This window comes from Streptomyces sp. NPDC030143 (genome assembly GCF_055573695.1).
In genome coordinates this window covers 504,003-518,458 of sequence record NZ_JBVIAY010000002.1, presented here as the reverse complement: position 1 = coordinate 518,458, position 14,456 = coordinate 504,003, and the positions used below count along the sequence as shown (strand labels likewise).

At 75.0% G+C, this 14,456-nt stretch carries 13 protein-coding genes and 1 pseudogene; 5 read left to right on the top strand and 9 right to left on the bottom strand.

The window, feature by feature from the left end:
* Nucleotides 1–135: 135 nt before the first annotated feature.
* Nucleotides 136–441 carry a 4a-hydroxytetrahydrobiopterin dehydratase gene (locus ACZ4YY_RS05395; RefSeq protein ID WP_468284052.1) on the bottom strand — a complete coding sequence of 102 codons (306 nt, stop codon included), beginning with the start codon at nucleotides 439–441 and terminating at the stop codon, nucleotides 136–138.
* Between the two features lie 211 nt (nucleotides 442–652).
* Between ACZ4YY_RS05395 and ACZ4YY_RS05390 the strand changes: the two genes are divergently transcribed.
* Nucleotides 653–1,492 (top strand): helix-turn-helix domain-containing protein, encoded by an 840-nt coding sequence (locus ACZ4YY_RS05390; RefSeq protein ID WP_468284362.1) that lies wholly within the window; start codon nucleotides 653–655, stop codon nucleotides 1,490–1,492.
* A 14-nt stretch (nucleotides 1,493–1,506) separates the two neighbouring features.
* Here ACZ4YY_RS05390 and ACZ4YY_RS05385 read toward each other — a convergent pair whose 3' ends face one another.
* Nucleotides 1,507–1,932: a hypothetical protein gene (locus tag ACZ4YY_RS05385; protein WP_468284050.1), complete on the bottom strand. Its 426-nt coding sequence runs from the start codon at nucleotides 1,930–1,932 to the stop codon at nucleotides 1,507–1,509.
* 371 nt (nucleotides 1,933–2,303) lie between these two features.
* Here ACZ4YY_RS05385 and ACZ4YY_RS05380 point away from each other — a divergent pair, with 371 nt between their 5' ends.
* Nucleotides 2,304–3,167: a helix-turn-helix domain-containing protein gene (locus ACZ4YY_RS05380; RefSeq protein ID WP_468284048.1), complete on the top strand. Its 864-nt coding sequence runs from the start codon at nucleotides 2,304–2,306 to the stop codon at nucleotides 3,165–3,167.
* A gap of 539 nt (nucleotides 3,168–3,706) precedes the next feature.
* Nucleotides 3,707–4,201, top strand: a pseudogene (narJ, locus tag ACZ4YY_RS05375) (nitrate reductase molybdenum cofactor assembly chaperone).
* 34 nt (nucleotides 4,202–4,235) lie between these two features.
* Here the strand turns inward: narJ and dnaK are convergent.
* From dnaK to ACZ4YY_RS05350, 5 genes are all read right to left on the bottom strand, one after another.
* On the bottom strand, nucleotides 4,236–6,128 hold the full coding sequence (dnaK, locus tag ACZ4YY_RS05370) for a molecular chaperone DnaK (protein ID WP_468284046.1): 1,893 nt from the start codon (nucleotides 6,126–6,128) through the stop codon (nucleotides 4,236–4,238).
* Between the two features lie 137 nt (nucleotides 6,129–6,265).
* Nucleotides 6,266–7,024, bottom strand: a complete 759-nt coding sequence (locus tag ACZ4YY_RS05365; RefSeq protein ID WP_468284044.1) for a glycerophosphodiester phosphodiesterase family protein — start codon at nucleotides 7,022–7,024, stop codon at nucleotides 6,266–6,268.
* A 148-nt stretch (nucleotides 7,025–7,172) separates the two neighbouring features.
* Nucleotides 7,173–7,601, bottom strand: a complete 429-nt coding sequence (locus tag ACZ4YY_RS05360) for an OsmC family protein (RefSeq protein WP_468284042.1) — start codon at nucleotides 7,599–7,601, stop codon at nucleotides 7,173–7,175.
* Between the two features lie 295 nt (nucleotides 7,602–7,896).
* Entirely contained in the window at nucleotides 7,897–9,984 is a 2,088-nt protein-coding gene (locus ACZ4YY_RS05355) for a phage holin family protein (protein ID WP_468284040.1), read from the bottom strand.
* Between the two features lie 69 nt (nucleotides 9,985–10,053).
* Complete coding sequence (locus tag ACZ4YY_RS05350; protein ID WP_468284038.1) at nucleotides 10,054–10,455, bottom strand: hypothetical protein; 402 nt, start codon at nucleotides 10,453–10,455, stop codon at nucleotides 10,054–10,056.
* 83 nt (nucleotides 10,456–10,538) lie between these two features.
* Between ACZ4YY_RS05350 and ACZ4YY_RS05345 the strand changes: the two genes are divergently transcribed.
* Together ACZ4YY_RS05345 and ACZ4YY_RS05340 are read left to right on the top strand one after the other, a co-directional pair.
* Complete coding sequence (locus ACZ4YY_RS05345) at nucleotides 10,539–11,312, top strand: MBL fold metallo-hydrolase (protein ID WP_468284036.1); 774 nt, start codon at nucleotides 10,539–10,541, stop codon at nucleotides 11,310–11,312.
* Nucleotides 11,309–11,938: a DedA family protein gene (locus tag ACZ4YY_RS05340; protein ID WP_468284034.1), complete on the top strand. Its 630-nt coding sequence runs from the start codon at nucleotides 11,309–11,311 to the stop codon at nucleotides 11,936–11,938. Before ACZ4YY_RS05345 ends, ACZ4YY_RS05340 begins: the two co-directional genes overlap by 4 nt.
* A 78-nt stretch (nucleotides 11,939–12,016) precedes the next feature.
* Here the strand turns inward: ACZ4YY_RS05340 and ACZ4YY_RS05335 are convergent, their stop codons facing one another.
* On the bottom strand, nucleotides 12,017–13,090 hold the full coding sequence (locus tag ACZ4YY_RS05335; RefSeq protein WP_468284032.1) for an MBL fold metallo-hydrolase: 1,074 nt from the start codon (nucleotides 13,088–13,090) through the stop codon (nucleotides 12,017–12,019).
* Nucleotides 13,087–14,334, bottom strand: coding sequence for an aminotransferase class I/II-fold pyridoxal phosphate-dependent enzyme (locus ACZ4YY_RS05330; RefSeq protein WP_468284030.1), 1,248 nt, complete (start codon nucleotides 14,332–14,334; stop codon nucleotides 13,087–13,089). The genes ACZ4YY_RS05335 and ACZ4YY_RS05330 overlap by 4 nt, the downstream gene beginning before the upstream one ends.
* Between the last annotated feature and the right edge of the window lie 122 nt (nucleotides 14,335–14,456).

Here is a 14,456-nt window from a genome sequence, read left to right as displayed (position 1 = left end):
GTCCGCGGTCCTCTGCCCTCAGTCCACCGTCAACGAGCCCGCAGTCGACCGTCAACAGTAGACAGTCCGCAGGCCGCCGTCAGCAGTCGGCCGTCGGCCGTCGGCCGTCGGCCGTCGGCCGTCGGCCGTCAACAGTCAGCGCGCGCCGTGCCCCGGTGCCAGTTCCTCCACCCGGTGGGCCAGCTCGAAGTCACGCTCGGTGACGGCGCCCCCCGCGCTGTGGGTGTGCACCGCGAGGGAGACCGTGTGATAGCCGAGCGTGAGGTCGGAGTGGTGGTTCAGTTCCTCCTGCACCTGCGCGACATGGATGACCATCGCGGTCGCGGCGAAGTGCGAGGCGAGGCGGTAGGAACGGGTCAGGCGCCCCGCGTCCAGCGACCATCCGGGCAGTTCCGCCAGCCGGTCCTCGATCTCCTTCTGCGACAGCGGTTCGACGGCCATGTCCCGGCTCCCTTCGTGGGGTCGCGTACCCGTCCAGCCTGCCACAGGTGGGCGAGGGCGGCCCTGGTCAGACGGCATTCCGGGGAGGGCGACCGGTACGCGCACCGGTCCGCACGCCGGTCGGGACCCGGGCTGGCGTGCACGGGCGGCTCGCGGGCGGGCTCGTGGCCCGGGCCGCCCCTCGACTACGGTCGTGGTCATGACCACCGGCATGACCTCCCCCGGAACTCCCATCACGCACTCTCCCGCCGGGCGGGGTGCCGGCACGCCCGCCGGGCAGGGTGTCGGCCCGCTGCTGCGGGCGTGGCGGGAGCGGCGGCGGGTCAGTCAGTTGGAGCTGGCGTTGCGCGCGGACTCCTCCGCCCGGCACATCAGTTTCGTCGAGACCGGGCGGGCTCGGCCCAGCGAGGAGATGGTGCTGCGGCTGGCGGAGCATCTCGACGTCCCCGTGCGGGAGCGCAACGCGCTGCTGCTGGCGGCCGGGTACGCCCCGCGCTACCGGCAGACCCCGCTCGACGACCCGGCGCTGGAGGCGCTGCGGGCAGGCGTGGAGCGGCTGATTCAGGGCTACGAACCGTACCCGGCGCTGGTGGTGGACGCGGTGTACGACGTCCGGGCGGCGAACCGCGGGGTCATGATGTTGCTGGACGGCGTCGCCGAGTTTCTGCTCGAGCCACCGCTGAACGCGATGCGTCTGACGCTCCACCCGCGTGGTCTCGCGCCGCGCATCCGCAATCTGCGGGAGTGGCGCGGGCATCTGCTCGCCCAGATGGAGCGGCAGATCGCCCTGCACCGCTCCGCCGAGCTGCGGGCGCTGTACGAGGAGGTGGCCGCCTACCCGGTGCCGCGGGAGGGTGTGGACCGGGAACGGACGGAGGAAGTGCCGTACTTCGCGCTGCCGTTGCAGATCGAGCACGAGGGGCGCACGCTGTCGTTCATCTCGTCGATCTCGACGTTCAACACCCCGATGGACGTCACCGTCGCCGAGCTGGCCATCGAGACGCTGCTCCCGGCCGACCCGGCGACGGTCAAGTACCTCCAGTCGCTGTAGCGGGTGACCGTCCGTCAGGTCCGGCGTGCTTTCAGAGCAACGTGCTGGAGTGTGGCGAACCCGGCGACCGTCAGGGCCTGCAGGACCGTCCAGACCGTGCCGGTCGCGGTCGGCGACAGCCACAGGGCCAGGGCGACGACGCTGAGGACCGACCAGGCGAGGTTGCCCTCGACCACCGCTCGCACGAGCGGCGCGGCCGGGTGGGGGCGGGAGGCGAGCAGGCCCACCCCCGCCCCGTAGACCGTCAGTACCGCGCCGAGGACCAGCAGCAGCCCGGCGTCCACGCCGAGGAGCCGGCCGAGCGGGCCGGAGGCGGCGAGGTAGGCGAGGCCGTTGGTCCCGGTCACCACGGCGTCCAGGGCGAGGAAGCGGCGCAGCGCGGTGTGCGGTTCGGCGGTGCGGGCGAGGGCGGTGAGCGCGGTGGGCTGGATGGCGGACATGACGAATCACCCTCCGTCGTGGTCGGGTCGGCGGAGCCACCGGGTCCGGCGGCGGGGGCGGCCGGGTGGCGGCGCCCGTTGGGGGGCCGGGGTTCGGGAGGCCCCGGGGGGGGTTCCGGACCGGAGTGCGCCGGCCCGGAACCCGTGCCCTCACCCTCCCCCGTGCCACCGCCGACGGTCGATTACCCGGGAGGTAATGCGTCCGCCGGGCGGACGACGGGCGCCGGGCGGGTGTCGTCCGCCGGGCGGACGACGGGCGCGGGGCGGGTGTCCGCCGGGCGTGGCGATCGCCTCACCGCTGCTCCCTGTGAGAGTGCGGCCGGAACGTGACACACTGGCCCGCGTGTCTCGACACGTAGGGGAGACGTGGCGTGAGTGAGCGACGGCCCGCACCCACGGTGGGTCAGGTGGTACTCGGCAGGCGCCTGCAGGAGTTGCGCGAGGCGGCCGGTCTCGGCCGCGAGGAGGCGGCTCGCGCGCTGCGCGTGGCCCCCGCGACCGTGCGGCGGATGGAGACGGCCGAGGTTTCGCTGAAGATCCCGTACGTGCAGGTGCTGCTGGAGACGTACGGGGTGCCCGAGGACGAGGCCCGCGCGTTCGTCGACCTCGCCGAGGAGGCGAACCGGCCCGGCTGGTGGCAGCGGTTCCACGACGTGCTGCCGGAGTGGTTCAGCCTGTACGTGAGTCTGGAGGGCGCGGCCCGGCTGATCCGCTCCTACGAGCCGCACTTCGTGCCGGGGCTGCTGCAGACCGAGGCGTACGCGCGGGCCGTCCTGGAGGCCGGGACGGTCGGGCAGACCAGCCCGGAGGCGATCGAGCGGCACGTGTCGCTGCGGATGGCCCGGCAGCGGCTGCTCGACGGACCGAACCCGCCCCATGTGTGGGTGGTGATGGACGAGACGGTGCTGCGCCGCCCGGTGAGCGTCGACGCCGGCGTGATGTGCGAACAGGTCGACAGACTGCTGGAGTTCGCCGACCACGAGCGGGTCACCCTGCAGGTCGCCGAGTTCGCCGACGGGCCGCACCCGGGGCTGTCGGCGCCGTTCTCGCTGTTCCGGTTCGCCGAGCCGGAGCTGCCCGACATGGTCGTCACCGAGTACGTGTCCGGCGCCCTGTACCTCGACTCGCGCCGGGAGGTCTCCGCCCATCTGGAGGTCCTCGACCATCTGACCACGCACGCCGCGTCGGCGCAGCGCACCAGGGAGTTCCTGCGGGAAGTCCGCGCGGACTTCTGAGGGGGAGCGCCCCGGCCCGCGGTGACGTGCCCTGCGGTGACCCACCGTGCGGCGGCCCTCCGTGGTGACCCGCCCGCCTGTGAACCGCCCGCCTGTGAACCGCCCTGCGGTGACCCGTACGGGTGCCGTGGACGGGTGCGCTTCCGCGCCCGCCCCTAGGTTCGACTCACGGGGTGAGCAAGGGAGCGCACGTGAGCGACACGCGGACACCGCCCACCGGGCCGGACTTCCACGTCCTGCGCGGACGACGGGCCGCGGACCGCCCCGGCGCCCCCACCGACGTGGACGGGGCGGCCCGGACCACCCCGCCCGCCGCGCCCGCCGGCCCGCCCTCCCCCGCCGGCCCGCCCTCCCCCGCCGGCGCGTGCCCGGCCGGCCCGCCCGGCCCCCCGGCCGACCGGCGCCGAGGCGACCGCCCCGTCCACTCCTGTCGGCGCCGCCCCGTCCACTCCGGTCGGCACCGGCCCGGCCGGCCACGCCGACCGAGCCGGCGGCGGCGCCGCCCCGGCCCGCTCCCCCGTCGACGCGAAGGAGGCGTGATGCCGTCGGACGCCGTGCTGTACCAGGCAGCCGCGCTCTGCCTGACCTAACCGGACGACGACCTGCGCACCCGGCTGCCGCTGGTCAGAGAAGCCGCCCCGCAGCTGCGGGCGTTCACGGACCACGCGGCGGTGACCCCGGTGCTCGAGCTGGCCGCCCACTACGTGGAGGTCTTCGGCTTCGGGGACCGGCACAGCCTGCATCTGAGCCGGTGGCGGGACGTCGACACCGGTCGGCGCGGTGGGTCGCTGGTCCGTTTCGAGGACCTCTACCGGCGGCACGGGCTGGAGTGCACCGGCGAGGAACTGCCCGACTTCCTGCCGGCGGTCCTGGAGTTCGCGGCGCGCACCGGCGACACCGACCTGCTCACCGAGCACCACCAAGGTCTGGAGCGGCTCCGCTCGCGGCTCACCGCCCACGGGACACCGTATGCCGCCGTCCTGAGCGCCGTCTGCGCGGCCCTGCCGACCGTGTGCACGAGGACGCGCCCCTGACCACGCCGGCCCCGCGCGCCCCGCCGCCGTCCGGCTAGGCCGCGCCGCCCCTGGAGCCCGTGCCGTCGCGGTCGTCGCGGTCGTCGCGGTCGTCGTCGACGATCTCCGCGTCGACGACCTGCTCGTCGTCCTCCCGCGGCGCGGTGTGCTCCTCGGCGGTCGGCTGCCGGGTCCGGCCGGCCTGGGCGTACATCGCCTGGCCCATCTTCTGGCTGACGGTGGCGAGAGTCTCGACGCCGCCGCGCAGGGCGTCGGTGGCGGCGTTCTCCGCCAGCAGCCGCTTGAGGTCCGCGACCGCCGACTCCACCTCGCCGCGGGTGTCGGCGGGCACCTGCTCGCCGCTGTCCCGGAGGAACTTCTCGGTCTGGTAGACGAGTTGCTCGGCCTGGTTGCGGGTCTCGGCCTCCTCCCGGCGGCGCCGGTCCTCCTCCGCGTACTGCTCCGCCTCCCGCATCATGCGGTCGATGGCGTCCTTGGGCAGCGCGGAGCCGCCGGTGACGGTCATCTTCTGCTCGCGGCCGGTGGCGAGGTCCTTGGCGGAGACGTGCATGATGCCGTTGGCGTCGATGTCGAAGGCCACCTCGATCTGCGGCACCCCGCGCGGGGCGGGCGGCAGGCCCGTGAGGTCGAAGACGCCGAGCTTCTTGTTGTAGGCGGCGATCTCACGTTCGCCCTGGTAGACCTGGATGCCGACCGAGGGCTGGTTGTCGGTGGCCGTGGTGAAGATCTCCGAGCGCCGGGTGGGGATCGTGGTGTTGCGCTCGATGAGCCTGGTCATGATGCCGCCCTTGGTCTCGATGCCGAGGGACAGCGGGGTGACGTCGAGGAGGAGGACGTCCTTGACGTCGCCGCGGAGGACGCCGGCCTGGAGGGCGGCGCCGACGGCCACGACCTCGTCGGGGTTGACGCCCTTGTGCGGGTCCTTGCCGGTCAGCTCCCGGACCAGGTCGGTCACGGCGGGCATCCGGGTCGAGCCGCCGACGAGGATGACGTGGTCGATCGCGGACAGGGGGACGCCCGCGTCCTTGACCGCCTGGTGGAAGGGTGTGCGGCAGCGGTCCAGCAGGTCGGCGGTGAGATCCTGGAACTGGGCGCGCGTGAGTTTCTCGTCGAGGTGCAGGGGGCCCTCGGCGGAGGCGGTGATGTAGGGCAGGTTGACGGTCGTCTCGGAGGACGACGACAGCTCGATCTTCGCCTTCTCGGCGCCCTCGCGCAGCCGTTGCAGCGCCATCTTGTCGCCGGACAGATCGATGCCGTACTGCCCCTTGAACGTCTTCACCAGGTGCTCGACGATCCGCTGGTCCCAGTCGTCGCCGCCGAGGTGGGTGTCGCCGTTGGTGGCCTTCACCTCGATGACGCCGTCGCCGATCTCCAGGAGCGACACGTCGAAGGTGCCGCCGCCGAGGTCGAAGACGAGGACGGTCTGTTCCTGGCCGCGGTCGAGGCCGTAGGCGAGGGCGGCGGCGGTGGGCTCGTTGATGATCCGGAGCACCTTCAGTCCGGCGATCTCCCCGGCCTCCTTGGTGGCCTGCCGCTGGGTGTCGTCGAAGTAGGCGGGCACGGTGATCACCGCGTCGGTGACGTCCTCGCCGAGGTAGGACTCGGCGTCCCGCTTGAGCTTCTGCAGGACGCGGGCGGACAGCTCCTGGGCGCGGTAGCGGGTGCCGTCGACGGATCCCTGGTCCGGGAAGCGCCAGTGCGCGTCGCCCATGTGGCGCTTGACCGAGCGGGCGGTGCGGTCGACGTTGGTGACCGCCTGCCGTTTGGCGACTTCGCCGACGAGGACCTCGCCGTTCTTGGCGAAGGCCACCACGGAGGGGGTGGTCCTGGCTCCCTCCGCGTTCGCGATGACGGTGGGTTCGCCGCCCTCCAGGACGGCCACCACCGAGTTCGTGGTCCCGAGATCGATCCCGACCGGACGTCCCATCGCTGTCCCCTTCCGCCAGGGAGCCCCGCGCTCGACCCACTTCCAGCACAGGACGCGAGCGGCCCGCTGTCAATGGCCCACGGGGCGGGCGCCCTGCGGGGGTCGGGCCCCCGGAGGTGCCGGGGCGGGGCCGGGGCTCACGATGACAGGTGCCCAGCGGTGAGGTTTCGATGCGGCTCCCCGCGCAGCTCGACGGCCCGCCGGGGCCGGTCGGTGATCAGCACGTCCACCCGCCGGTCGGCGAGGAAGGTGCGCAGGCCGGCGTCGTCGTTGACCGTCCACACCATGGTGAACAGCCCGTTGCGGGCGGCTCCGCGCAGGACGGTGGCGCGCGCCAGCCGCTGGTGCACGGCGACGCCGTGCGCTCCGCAGGCCCGCAGGCGGCGCAGGGGGAACAGTTCGCCGGCCCGGGTGGCCGCGAGCCGGGCGGGGGCGATCTCCCGGCGGTCCCGCCCGAGCGACAGGGCGGTGCGCACTCCGGGGAAGGACCGGGTGATCGCGGCGACGGAACGGTCCTCCAGGGTGGTGGCGACGAACCCGTCCCGGCCGAGCCATGCCACCGCGAGGTCGATCAGCTCCCGTTCGTAGCCGGTCTCCTTCAGGTCGAGGTGGCCCACCAGCCGCCCGGCGGCCAGCGCCATGACCTCCTCGACGAGGGGTACGGCGTACCCGGCGCGTGCGCACAGCTCGGCGTGGGTGATCGCGGACAGCAGGGGTCCCGTTCGGCCCGCGCACGCGTCGTGGTGGGCGACGAACACGCCGTCGGCGGTGCGGCGGACGTCGAACTCCACGTACTCGGCGCCGGAGGCGAGCGCGTCCTCGTACGCCTCGCGGGTGGCGGGGCGGCAGCGCTCGGAGCCGCCGCGGTGGGCGGAGACGTCGGGTCGTGGTGGCATGGTGTCCCTCTCCCGCGGCCGGGCCGCTGCTGTCCCGCCCCTCTATACCCGGCCGCCCCCGCGCGCGAACCGGGGGCCGGCCCGCGGGAAGCGGCCGGTCACACCAGGTGCGCGACCGGCCGGTGTCCCGCCGCCCCGGCGGGCGGGCTCAGGCGAGCTTCGCCGAGAGCGTGATCGGGACGGCCTTCAGGGCCTGGCTGACCGGGCAGCCGACCTTGGCCTGCTCGGCGGCGGCGACGAAGCCGTCCTCGTCGAGGCCGGGCACGGTGCCCTCCACGGTCAGGTGGATGCCCGTGATGCCCTCACCCGGCTGGAAGGTCACGTCGGCGGAGGTGACGAGCTTGGTGGGCGGGGTGCCGGCGCCGGCGAGGGCGTGCGAGAAGGCCATCGAGAAGCAGCTGGAGTGGGCGGCGGCGATCAGCTCCTCGGGGCTGGTCTTGCCGTTCGCCTCCTGGGTGCGGGCGGCCCACGTCACGGGCTGCTCGTCGATGGCGCCGGAGGAGTCGAAGGTGACGACCCCGTTGCCCTCGATCAGGTTGCCTTCCCAGACGGTGTGTGCGGAGCGCGTGGTGGCCACGGTTGTTCCTTTCGCGTGGGTTTCCCGTCGGACGGGTTTGCGTGGGCCCTATCCGATCACACTCGCCCCGGCCGCACGCGCAGGACCGGCCCACGCCGGGTGAACGGCAGTCGACGGCCGTGGGGAGGGCCGGGTGTGCGGGGCGGGTCGGAGGTCCTCCCGAGCGGCGTCGGCCCCCGGCGGCTCGGACGGGGGCGGGGTCGCGGACGGCCACGGTGAGGGCCTCGCCGGGGCCCGCCGGTGACGCCGACCGCGCCCTCCGAGCCCGGGGGGGGCCGCTCGGCCGCCCGACCGGTCAGGCGGCGCGTTCCCCGGGGGTCGTCTCCAGGGGCACCTGGGGTCCGTTCGACTCGCGCAGCCAGCGGCGCAGGACGCGGTGGACGTGTTCGGCGCCGACCAGGTCCTCGCCGTCCTCGACGGGTGCCGTGAGGGTGAGCGGGGACAGCAGGAAGGGCCTGCCCTGGGCGCCGCCGAGGCCGCCGTGGGAGCCGATCTGCTCCTCGAAGGCGAGGACCTCGCCGTCGGCCGGGTCGTGGAAGGAGTTGACCATGATGTCGGCGGTGTGCGGGAAGGAGTGGGTGCGCCGGACGGCGTCGGCGGCTCCGGGGCCGAACCCGGCGAGCGGACCCGGTTCCTCGTCGAGCCGGTCCAGGGGGATCTGCGTGTGGTACGCGCCGAGCACGACGCCGTCGTGCTGCTCGCTGCGCACCAGGAGGAAGCCGACGCCGGGGTGGTTGGCGAGGGTCGACAGCAGGGCGGGGTGGCGGGCGTCGATCTCCTCCTTGCTCATCCGGTGCGGCACGTCCGGGAAGGAGATCAGGCCGAGGTTGCCCGAGGCGAGCACGACGGGCTCGGAGCGGCGGGGCGCGCGGTGTTGCTCGTCGTGTTCCTCGACGGGCCGGTGCAGCGCGGCCCGGACGGCAGCGCGGGCCTCGGCGCCGCTGTGGGTGCGCTCGGCCCGGCGCGGCACGGGCAGTCCGCAGCCGGCCCGCACCAGGTCGGCGAGGGTGAGTCCGTAGCGGGCGCGGAAGGTCTCGCCGGGGCTCTGTCCGTGGTCGGACAGAACGACGATCCGGTAGGGGCGGGGGGCGTGTTCGGCGACGTTCTCGACGAGCGCGAGGGAGCGGTCGAGACGGGCGAGGACCTGTTCGGCGTCGCGGCTGAGCGGGCCGGAGTGGTGGGCGACCTCGTCGTAGGCGACGAGGTCGGCGTAGACGGCGGTGCGTCCGGCGAGCATGTCGCCCGTGACTGCGGCCACGACGACGTCGCGTTCGACGACGGTGGCGAAGGCGCGCACCAGCGGGTACAGGCCGCCGCGGGAGACGCGCGGGCGCTGTTCGCGCAGGCGGGCGCGGGTGGACTGGCCGATCTCGCGGCCGACCTCGGCGACGAAGGACAGGGCGGTGCGCACCGCGTTGGCCGGGTCGGAGAAGTACGCGAAGTAGCCGGCCCGGGAGCGGGTGGCGCGGCTGCGGCGGCGGGCGGCGATGGAGAGCACGAGGGCCTGTTCGTCGGCGCCGCCGCCGAAGAGGTTGCCGCGGCTCGCGCCGTCGGCGGAGAGCAGTCCGCCGTCGCCGGTGCGTTCGACGGCGCGGCGCTGGAGTTCGGCGGCGCTGGTGGGCCGGTTGCAGACGACGATCTCGCGGGTGTCCTTCTCGTACCAGCGGAAGGCGGGGACGTCGTGGTTGCTGCCGTGCAGGATGCCGAGCTGGCTGGCGCCGGTCTGGCTGGACCAGTCGGTGCGCCAGGGGGTGAGGCGGTGGGTGGGGCGGGCGGCCGTGGGACCGTCGGGGGTGTCGCCGAGCCAGCGGGCGACGGTCGGCATCAGGCCCTTGGCGACGGCGGCGACGAGGACGTCGTGGCCGACGCCGTCGAGTTGCAGTAAGACGGTGCCGGGGGTGGCGGGGCAGGCCGGTCCGCTTCCGCGGCGGCGGTCGGCGAGACGGTACAGGCGGCGCCGGTAGGCGTCGTCGTCGCGGACGGCGAGCGCGGCGCCCGTCGCGGAGGCGACGGCGGACATCACCGCGGCGACGATGACGGCGGTCTCGGGGGCGGCCTCGCTCTCCCCGGAGGGGTTCAGGCGCAGGGCGAGCAGCAGCAGCGAGCCGTTGAGGAAGAACACCAGCAGGCCGAGGACGAGCGCCGGCACGAGCAGCAGCAGCCGGACGAGGAGCGGCCACACGAGGGCGGACAGGACGCCGAAGACGCCGGCGCCGACGGCCGCGGTGACGGCGATGGTGGTGGCGCTGTCGCCGTCGGGGGACTGGAGCCGGAAGTCCGGCAGGAGGCCCGCGAGCGCGAGCATCGTGACCGTGGACACGCCCCACACCGCGACGCTCCGTCCGGCCTGACCGACGGCCCGCCGCCACCGCACTGCCCGCACGCCCAGCACCCTCACGATCCGGTCCGTCGTCGGTGCGGACCTCTGGCCTCACCCTGTCACACCGGCCTTCTAGCGGCCGTCGTATCCGGCGGTGGGCATGGACAGTCTGCGGTGCACGCGGGCCTTCATCTGTGCGTCGTAGGCGGGTTCGGCGACGCCGACCGTCTCCACCCGCACCCCGCGCCGGGCGCACTCGGCGGTGAACTCCTCGACGGAGGACAGCGCGCTCTCCAGGACCCGGCGGCTGGGCGCGACGAACAGGTCGACGCCGGGCCGGACGCCGTCCCACAGCACGCAGTGGTCGGGGCGCAGTCCGCGCACCAGCAGTTCGCGGCTGACGACGTAGCCGCGTTCGGCGGCCCATCGGGCGCACATCGCGTGCTGGCTGCGGGAGTCCACCAGGAAGGGATCGGCATCCAGTTCCTCCAGCGGCGTCAGACTCGCGATCGCCGTGACCCGCACCGGTCCCATGGCGCCCCCTCACCTCCGGGTTTCGCCGCCGACCCTACTCCTGCCCGTAGGCTTCGGGGGAGTCGCGCGAAGGGAGCAAAGAGGTGCCGGTGGAGATCACCTGGTGGGGTCACGCCACCTGCACGGTCGCGGATTCGGACGTCCGCGTGCTCACCGATCCCCTGTTCGCCCGCAGGCTCGCTCACCTGCGTCGGCGTCGGGGTGCGCCGCCCCCGCCGGATGCCTGGCGGGCGGACGTGGCGCTGGTGTCGCACCTGCACGCGGACCATCTGCACGTGCCCTCCCTGGCGCGCCTCGCGCCGGGCACGCGCCTGCTGGTGCCCCGGGGTGCGCCGCGCGCCGTGCCGGGGCTGCGGCGTCTGGCGCACCTGCGGCTGACCGAGATGGAGCCCGGTGACGAGAGCGGTGTGGGCGGGGTGCGGATCCGGGCGGTGCCGGCGCGGCACGACGGGCGGCGACTGCCGTTCGGTCCGCACCGCTGCCCGGCGCTCGGGTATGTCGTCGAGGGCGAGGCGCGGACGTACTTCGCCGGGGACACGGGATTGTTCGAGGATATGGCCAAGGAGGTCGGGCCGGTCGAAGTGGCGCTGCTGCCGGTGGGCGGCTGGGGTCCGTGTCTCGGCGAGGGGCACCTGGACGCGGGGCGGGCGGCCGAGGCGCTGGCCCGGCTGGCGCCGCGCAGTGCGGTGCCGGTGCACTACGGCACGTACTGGCCGATCGGGATGGACGCCGTGCGCCCCCATGAGTTCCATGCGCCCGGCGACGAGTTCGTGCGCCTGGCCGGCGGGCGTGCACCCGGGGTGGCGGTGCACCGGCTGGGGCACGGGGAGAGCGTGCGTCCGGAGGTCGCGCGGTGACGACGCTGGCGGCCGCCGTCCCGACGGTCCTGCCGACGGCGTCCACGCAGCAGGCGATCGGCTATCCGTCGCTGTTCCTGCTGGTGCTGGTCGGGGCGCTGGTGCCGGTGGTGCCGACGGGGGCGCTGGTCAGTTCGGCGGCCGTGGTCGCCGTCCACCGGACGGCGCCGTTCTCGCTGGCGCTGGTGTTCGCGACGGCATCGCTCGCGGCGTTCTGCGGGGACGTCGCGCTGTACTGGCTGGGGCGGCGGGGCATGAAGTCGAAGAACGGCTCGCGCTGGCTGGAGGCGATCCGCTCGCGGGCGCCGGAGGAGCGTCTCGCGCAGGCGCAGCGCAAGCTCACCGCGCACGGCACGGCGGTGCTGGTGCTGTCGCGGCTGGTGCCGGCGGGCCGGATCCCGGTGATGCTGGCGTGTCTGCTGGCGAAGTGGCCGATGCGCCGGTTCGCCCGGGGCGATCTGCCGGCCTGTCTGGCCTGGGCGGTCACCTACCAGTTGATCGGGATTCTCGGCGGTTCGCTGTTCCCCGAGCCGTGGCAGGGCGTGGTCGCGGCGGTCGCGCTGACCGTGCTGATCAGCGTGGCGCCGAGCGCGTGGCGGCGGGTGCGCGGGGCCGGGGCCGCCTAGGGCCCGGCCCCGGTCCCCGGTTCCGGTCGAGGCGCGCGGTGCGCGGCCCGGCCGCCGCGTGGGGTACCGGCGCCCGCCTCAGGACGGCGGCCGCAGTACCCGTGAGCCGCCGATGGGCAGGTCCCACAGGTCGGCGCGGTCGCGGCCCGCCCGCTGCCAGGCGGCGCGCACGCGGGTGAGGGGTTCGAGGACGGGTTCGGCGGACAGCACGAACGTCCCCCAGTGCATCGGCGCCATCCGGCGCGCCCCGAGGTCCTGCGCCGCCCGTACCGCCTCCTCCGGGTCGCAGTGGACGTCGCGCAGCCACCAGCGCGGGTCGTAGGCGCCGATGGGCAGCAGGGCGAGGTCGATGCCGGGGTGGCGTCGTCCGATGCGGGAGAACCAGTGGCCGTAGCCGGTGTCGCCGGCGAAGTACACGCGCTGTCCGTCGGGGGCGGTCATGACCCAACCGCCCCACAGGCTGCGGCAGGTGTCGGTCAGGGTGCGCTTGGACCAGTGGTGGGCGGGGACGAAGTCGAAGCGGACGCCGCGGAGTTCGGCCGCCTCCCACCAGTCCAGTTCGGTCACCCGGGTGAAGCGGCGGCGCCGGCACCAGCGTCCGAGCCCGGCGGGCACGAACAGGGGTGTGTCGCGCGGGAGTCTGCGCAGGGTGGGGGCGTCCAGGTGGTCGTAGTGGTTGTGGCTGATGACGACCGCGTCGACGGGCGGCAGCGCCTCCCAGGGGACGCCTACGGGGGTGATGCGGGCCGGGGTGCCGAGGATGCGGCGCGACCAGACCGGGTCGGTCAGGACGGTCAGGCCGCCGACGCGCACCACCCAACTGGCGTGGCCCGCCCAGGTGACGGCGACCGTGCGGGTGTCGACGTCGGGCAGCGGGCCGGGCGCGAAAGGCAGTCGGGGGATGTCGGCGAGGCCTTCAGGGCCGGGACGGACGGCCCCTTCGCGGGCGAAGCGGGCGAGGGCCTTGAGGCCGGGCAGCGGTGCGGTCAACCGGTCGTGGAAGGTACGCGGCCACACCCGGTGCTCCGCCGGCGGACGGGGCGGGGCGAGCGGCGCGACGGGGGACACCGTCGGAGGGCCGGCCGGCGGGGCGTCGGCCTTTCGCGGAGGCGCGTCGGTGGCCGTGGTGGTCGACTCGGACTGCTGCGTCATCGAGGAGGCTCCCATCGCTGAGCGTCGTCGCGGAGATCGTCGAGGACCGACCTCAGACGGATCAGGGCGCGTTGCACGTGCGGCAGTTCCCCCGGGACGGGGGAGGTGAGGCATGCGGCGCGCTCCTCGTCCGTGCCGCCCAGCAGCGCGCCGGTGGAGAGCCGCACGCGCAGCGCCCCGAGGTCGTCGCCGAAGCGGTGGCCGCCGGGTGCGGGCATGCCGAGCCGGGCGGTGAGCAGGTCCTCCAGGTCCTGTGCGTCGCCGACGCCCCGGGCCACGAGCGCGTCGCGCAGCGGGCCGAGGTCGACGTACAGGTGCCGGCCGGCCTGCGGCGGGCGGGCGAGGGCGCCGGCACCGACGACGGCGGCGTGCGCGGCGGCGGCCACGCGCGCGTGCAGGCGTACGGCGGTCTTCACGCGCTCGGTGACGGGCGCGGGCTCGGTGAGGGCGTGGGCGGCGGTCGCGGCGACGGGGGCGGCGACGCGGGCGTCGAGGGCGGTGAGGACGTCGAGGACGCGTGCGTGCAGCCCGTCCCCGGTCGCTCCGGCGGGGAGGCGGGCGACGGCGGCGGGCCAGCCGGCGGGCAGCAGGGCGCCCGCGAGGTCGGTGACGACGGTGACCCGCTCGGGCAGCATCTCGGCGGGGCTGACCAGGACGGTGCCGTGCGGGTCGTGCAGGGTGTCGCGCCAGGTCTCGTCGCTGACCAGGTGCAGGCCCTCGCCGACGGCGGCCTCGACGGCCTCGTGCAGCACCTCGGGCGGGGCGACGGTGGCGGTGGGGTCGTCGGCGACGGACAGCACCAGCAGCCGCGGGTCGCCGCCCTCGTCCCGGACCCGGCGCACGGTCTCCAGCAGCGCGAACGGGTCGGGGACCCCGCCGCACTCGGCGGGTGTGGCCACGTGGAAGACCGGTCTTCCCAACAGGCGTGCGTACGGCGCCCACCAGGCGGCGCAGGGCCTGGGCACCAGGACGTCGCCGCCGACGGCGGCGGTCAGCGCGAGCAGCAGCGAGGGGGCGCCGGGCCCGGCGACGACGTGGCCGGGCGCGGCGGGTGTGCCGCGCCGTTCCGTGTAGCCGCGGGCGGCCTCGAGCAGGGCCGGGCCGCCGCCGACCGGTTCGCTCCCGGCGCGGCCGGCGGCCCCGGCGAGGACGGAGGCGAGGTCCGGCAGCACGGGCAGCCCGTCAGGGGGGAGCGGCGGCCCGTAGCGGACGGGCCCGTGGCCTTCCGGTTCCGTCCGCCGCATGGGTTCCTCCGCGCAGTTGGTCCCTGGGGCCCTGTGCTCTTGTCGGCCGGCGCGCCGGCCGCCCCACGGCACCGGACCCGTCTCCTCGCCGGCCGGCTTGTGCCGGGCGGTGCGTGACGTCG

Excerpts from the sequence above, each read along its gene's own strand:
- ACZ4YY_RS05395 (WP_468284052.1), bottom strand. The coding sequence starts at position 441 with ATGGCCGTCGAACCGCTGTCGCAGAAGGAGATCGAGGACCGGCTGGCG.
- ACZ4YY_RS05350 (WP_468284038.1), bottom strand. The coding sequence starts at position 10,455 with ATGGGACCGGTGCGGGTCACGGCGATCGCGAGTCTGACGCCGCTGGAG.
- ACZ4YY_RS05385 (WP_468284050.1), bottom strand. The coding sequence starts at position 1,932 with ATGTCCGCCATCCAGCCCACCGCGCTCACCGCCCTCGCCCGCACCGCC.
- ACZ4YY_RS05330 (WP_468284030.1), bottom strand. The coding sequence starts at position 14,334 with ATGCGGCGGACGGAACCGGAAGGCCACGGGCCCGTCCGCTACGGGCCG.
- ACZ4YY_RS05335 (WP_468284032.1), bottom strand. The coding sequence starts at position 13,090 with ATGACGCAGCAGTCCGAGTCGACCACCACGGCCACCGACGCGCCTCCG.
- ACZ4YY_RS05365 (WP_468284044.1), bottom strand. The coding sequence starts at position 7,024 with ATGCCACCACGACCCGACGTCTCCGCCCACCGCGGCGGCTCCGAGCGC.
- dnaK (WP_468284046.1), bottom strand. The coding sequence starts at position 6,128 with ATGGGACGTCCGGTCGGGATCGATCTCGGGACCACGAACTCGGTGGTG.
- ACZ4YY_RS05390 (WP_468284362.1), top strand. The coding sequence starts at position 653 with ATGACCTCCCCCGGAACTCCCATCACGCACTCTCCCGCCGGGCGGGGT.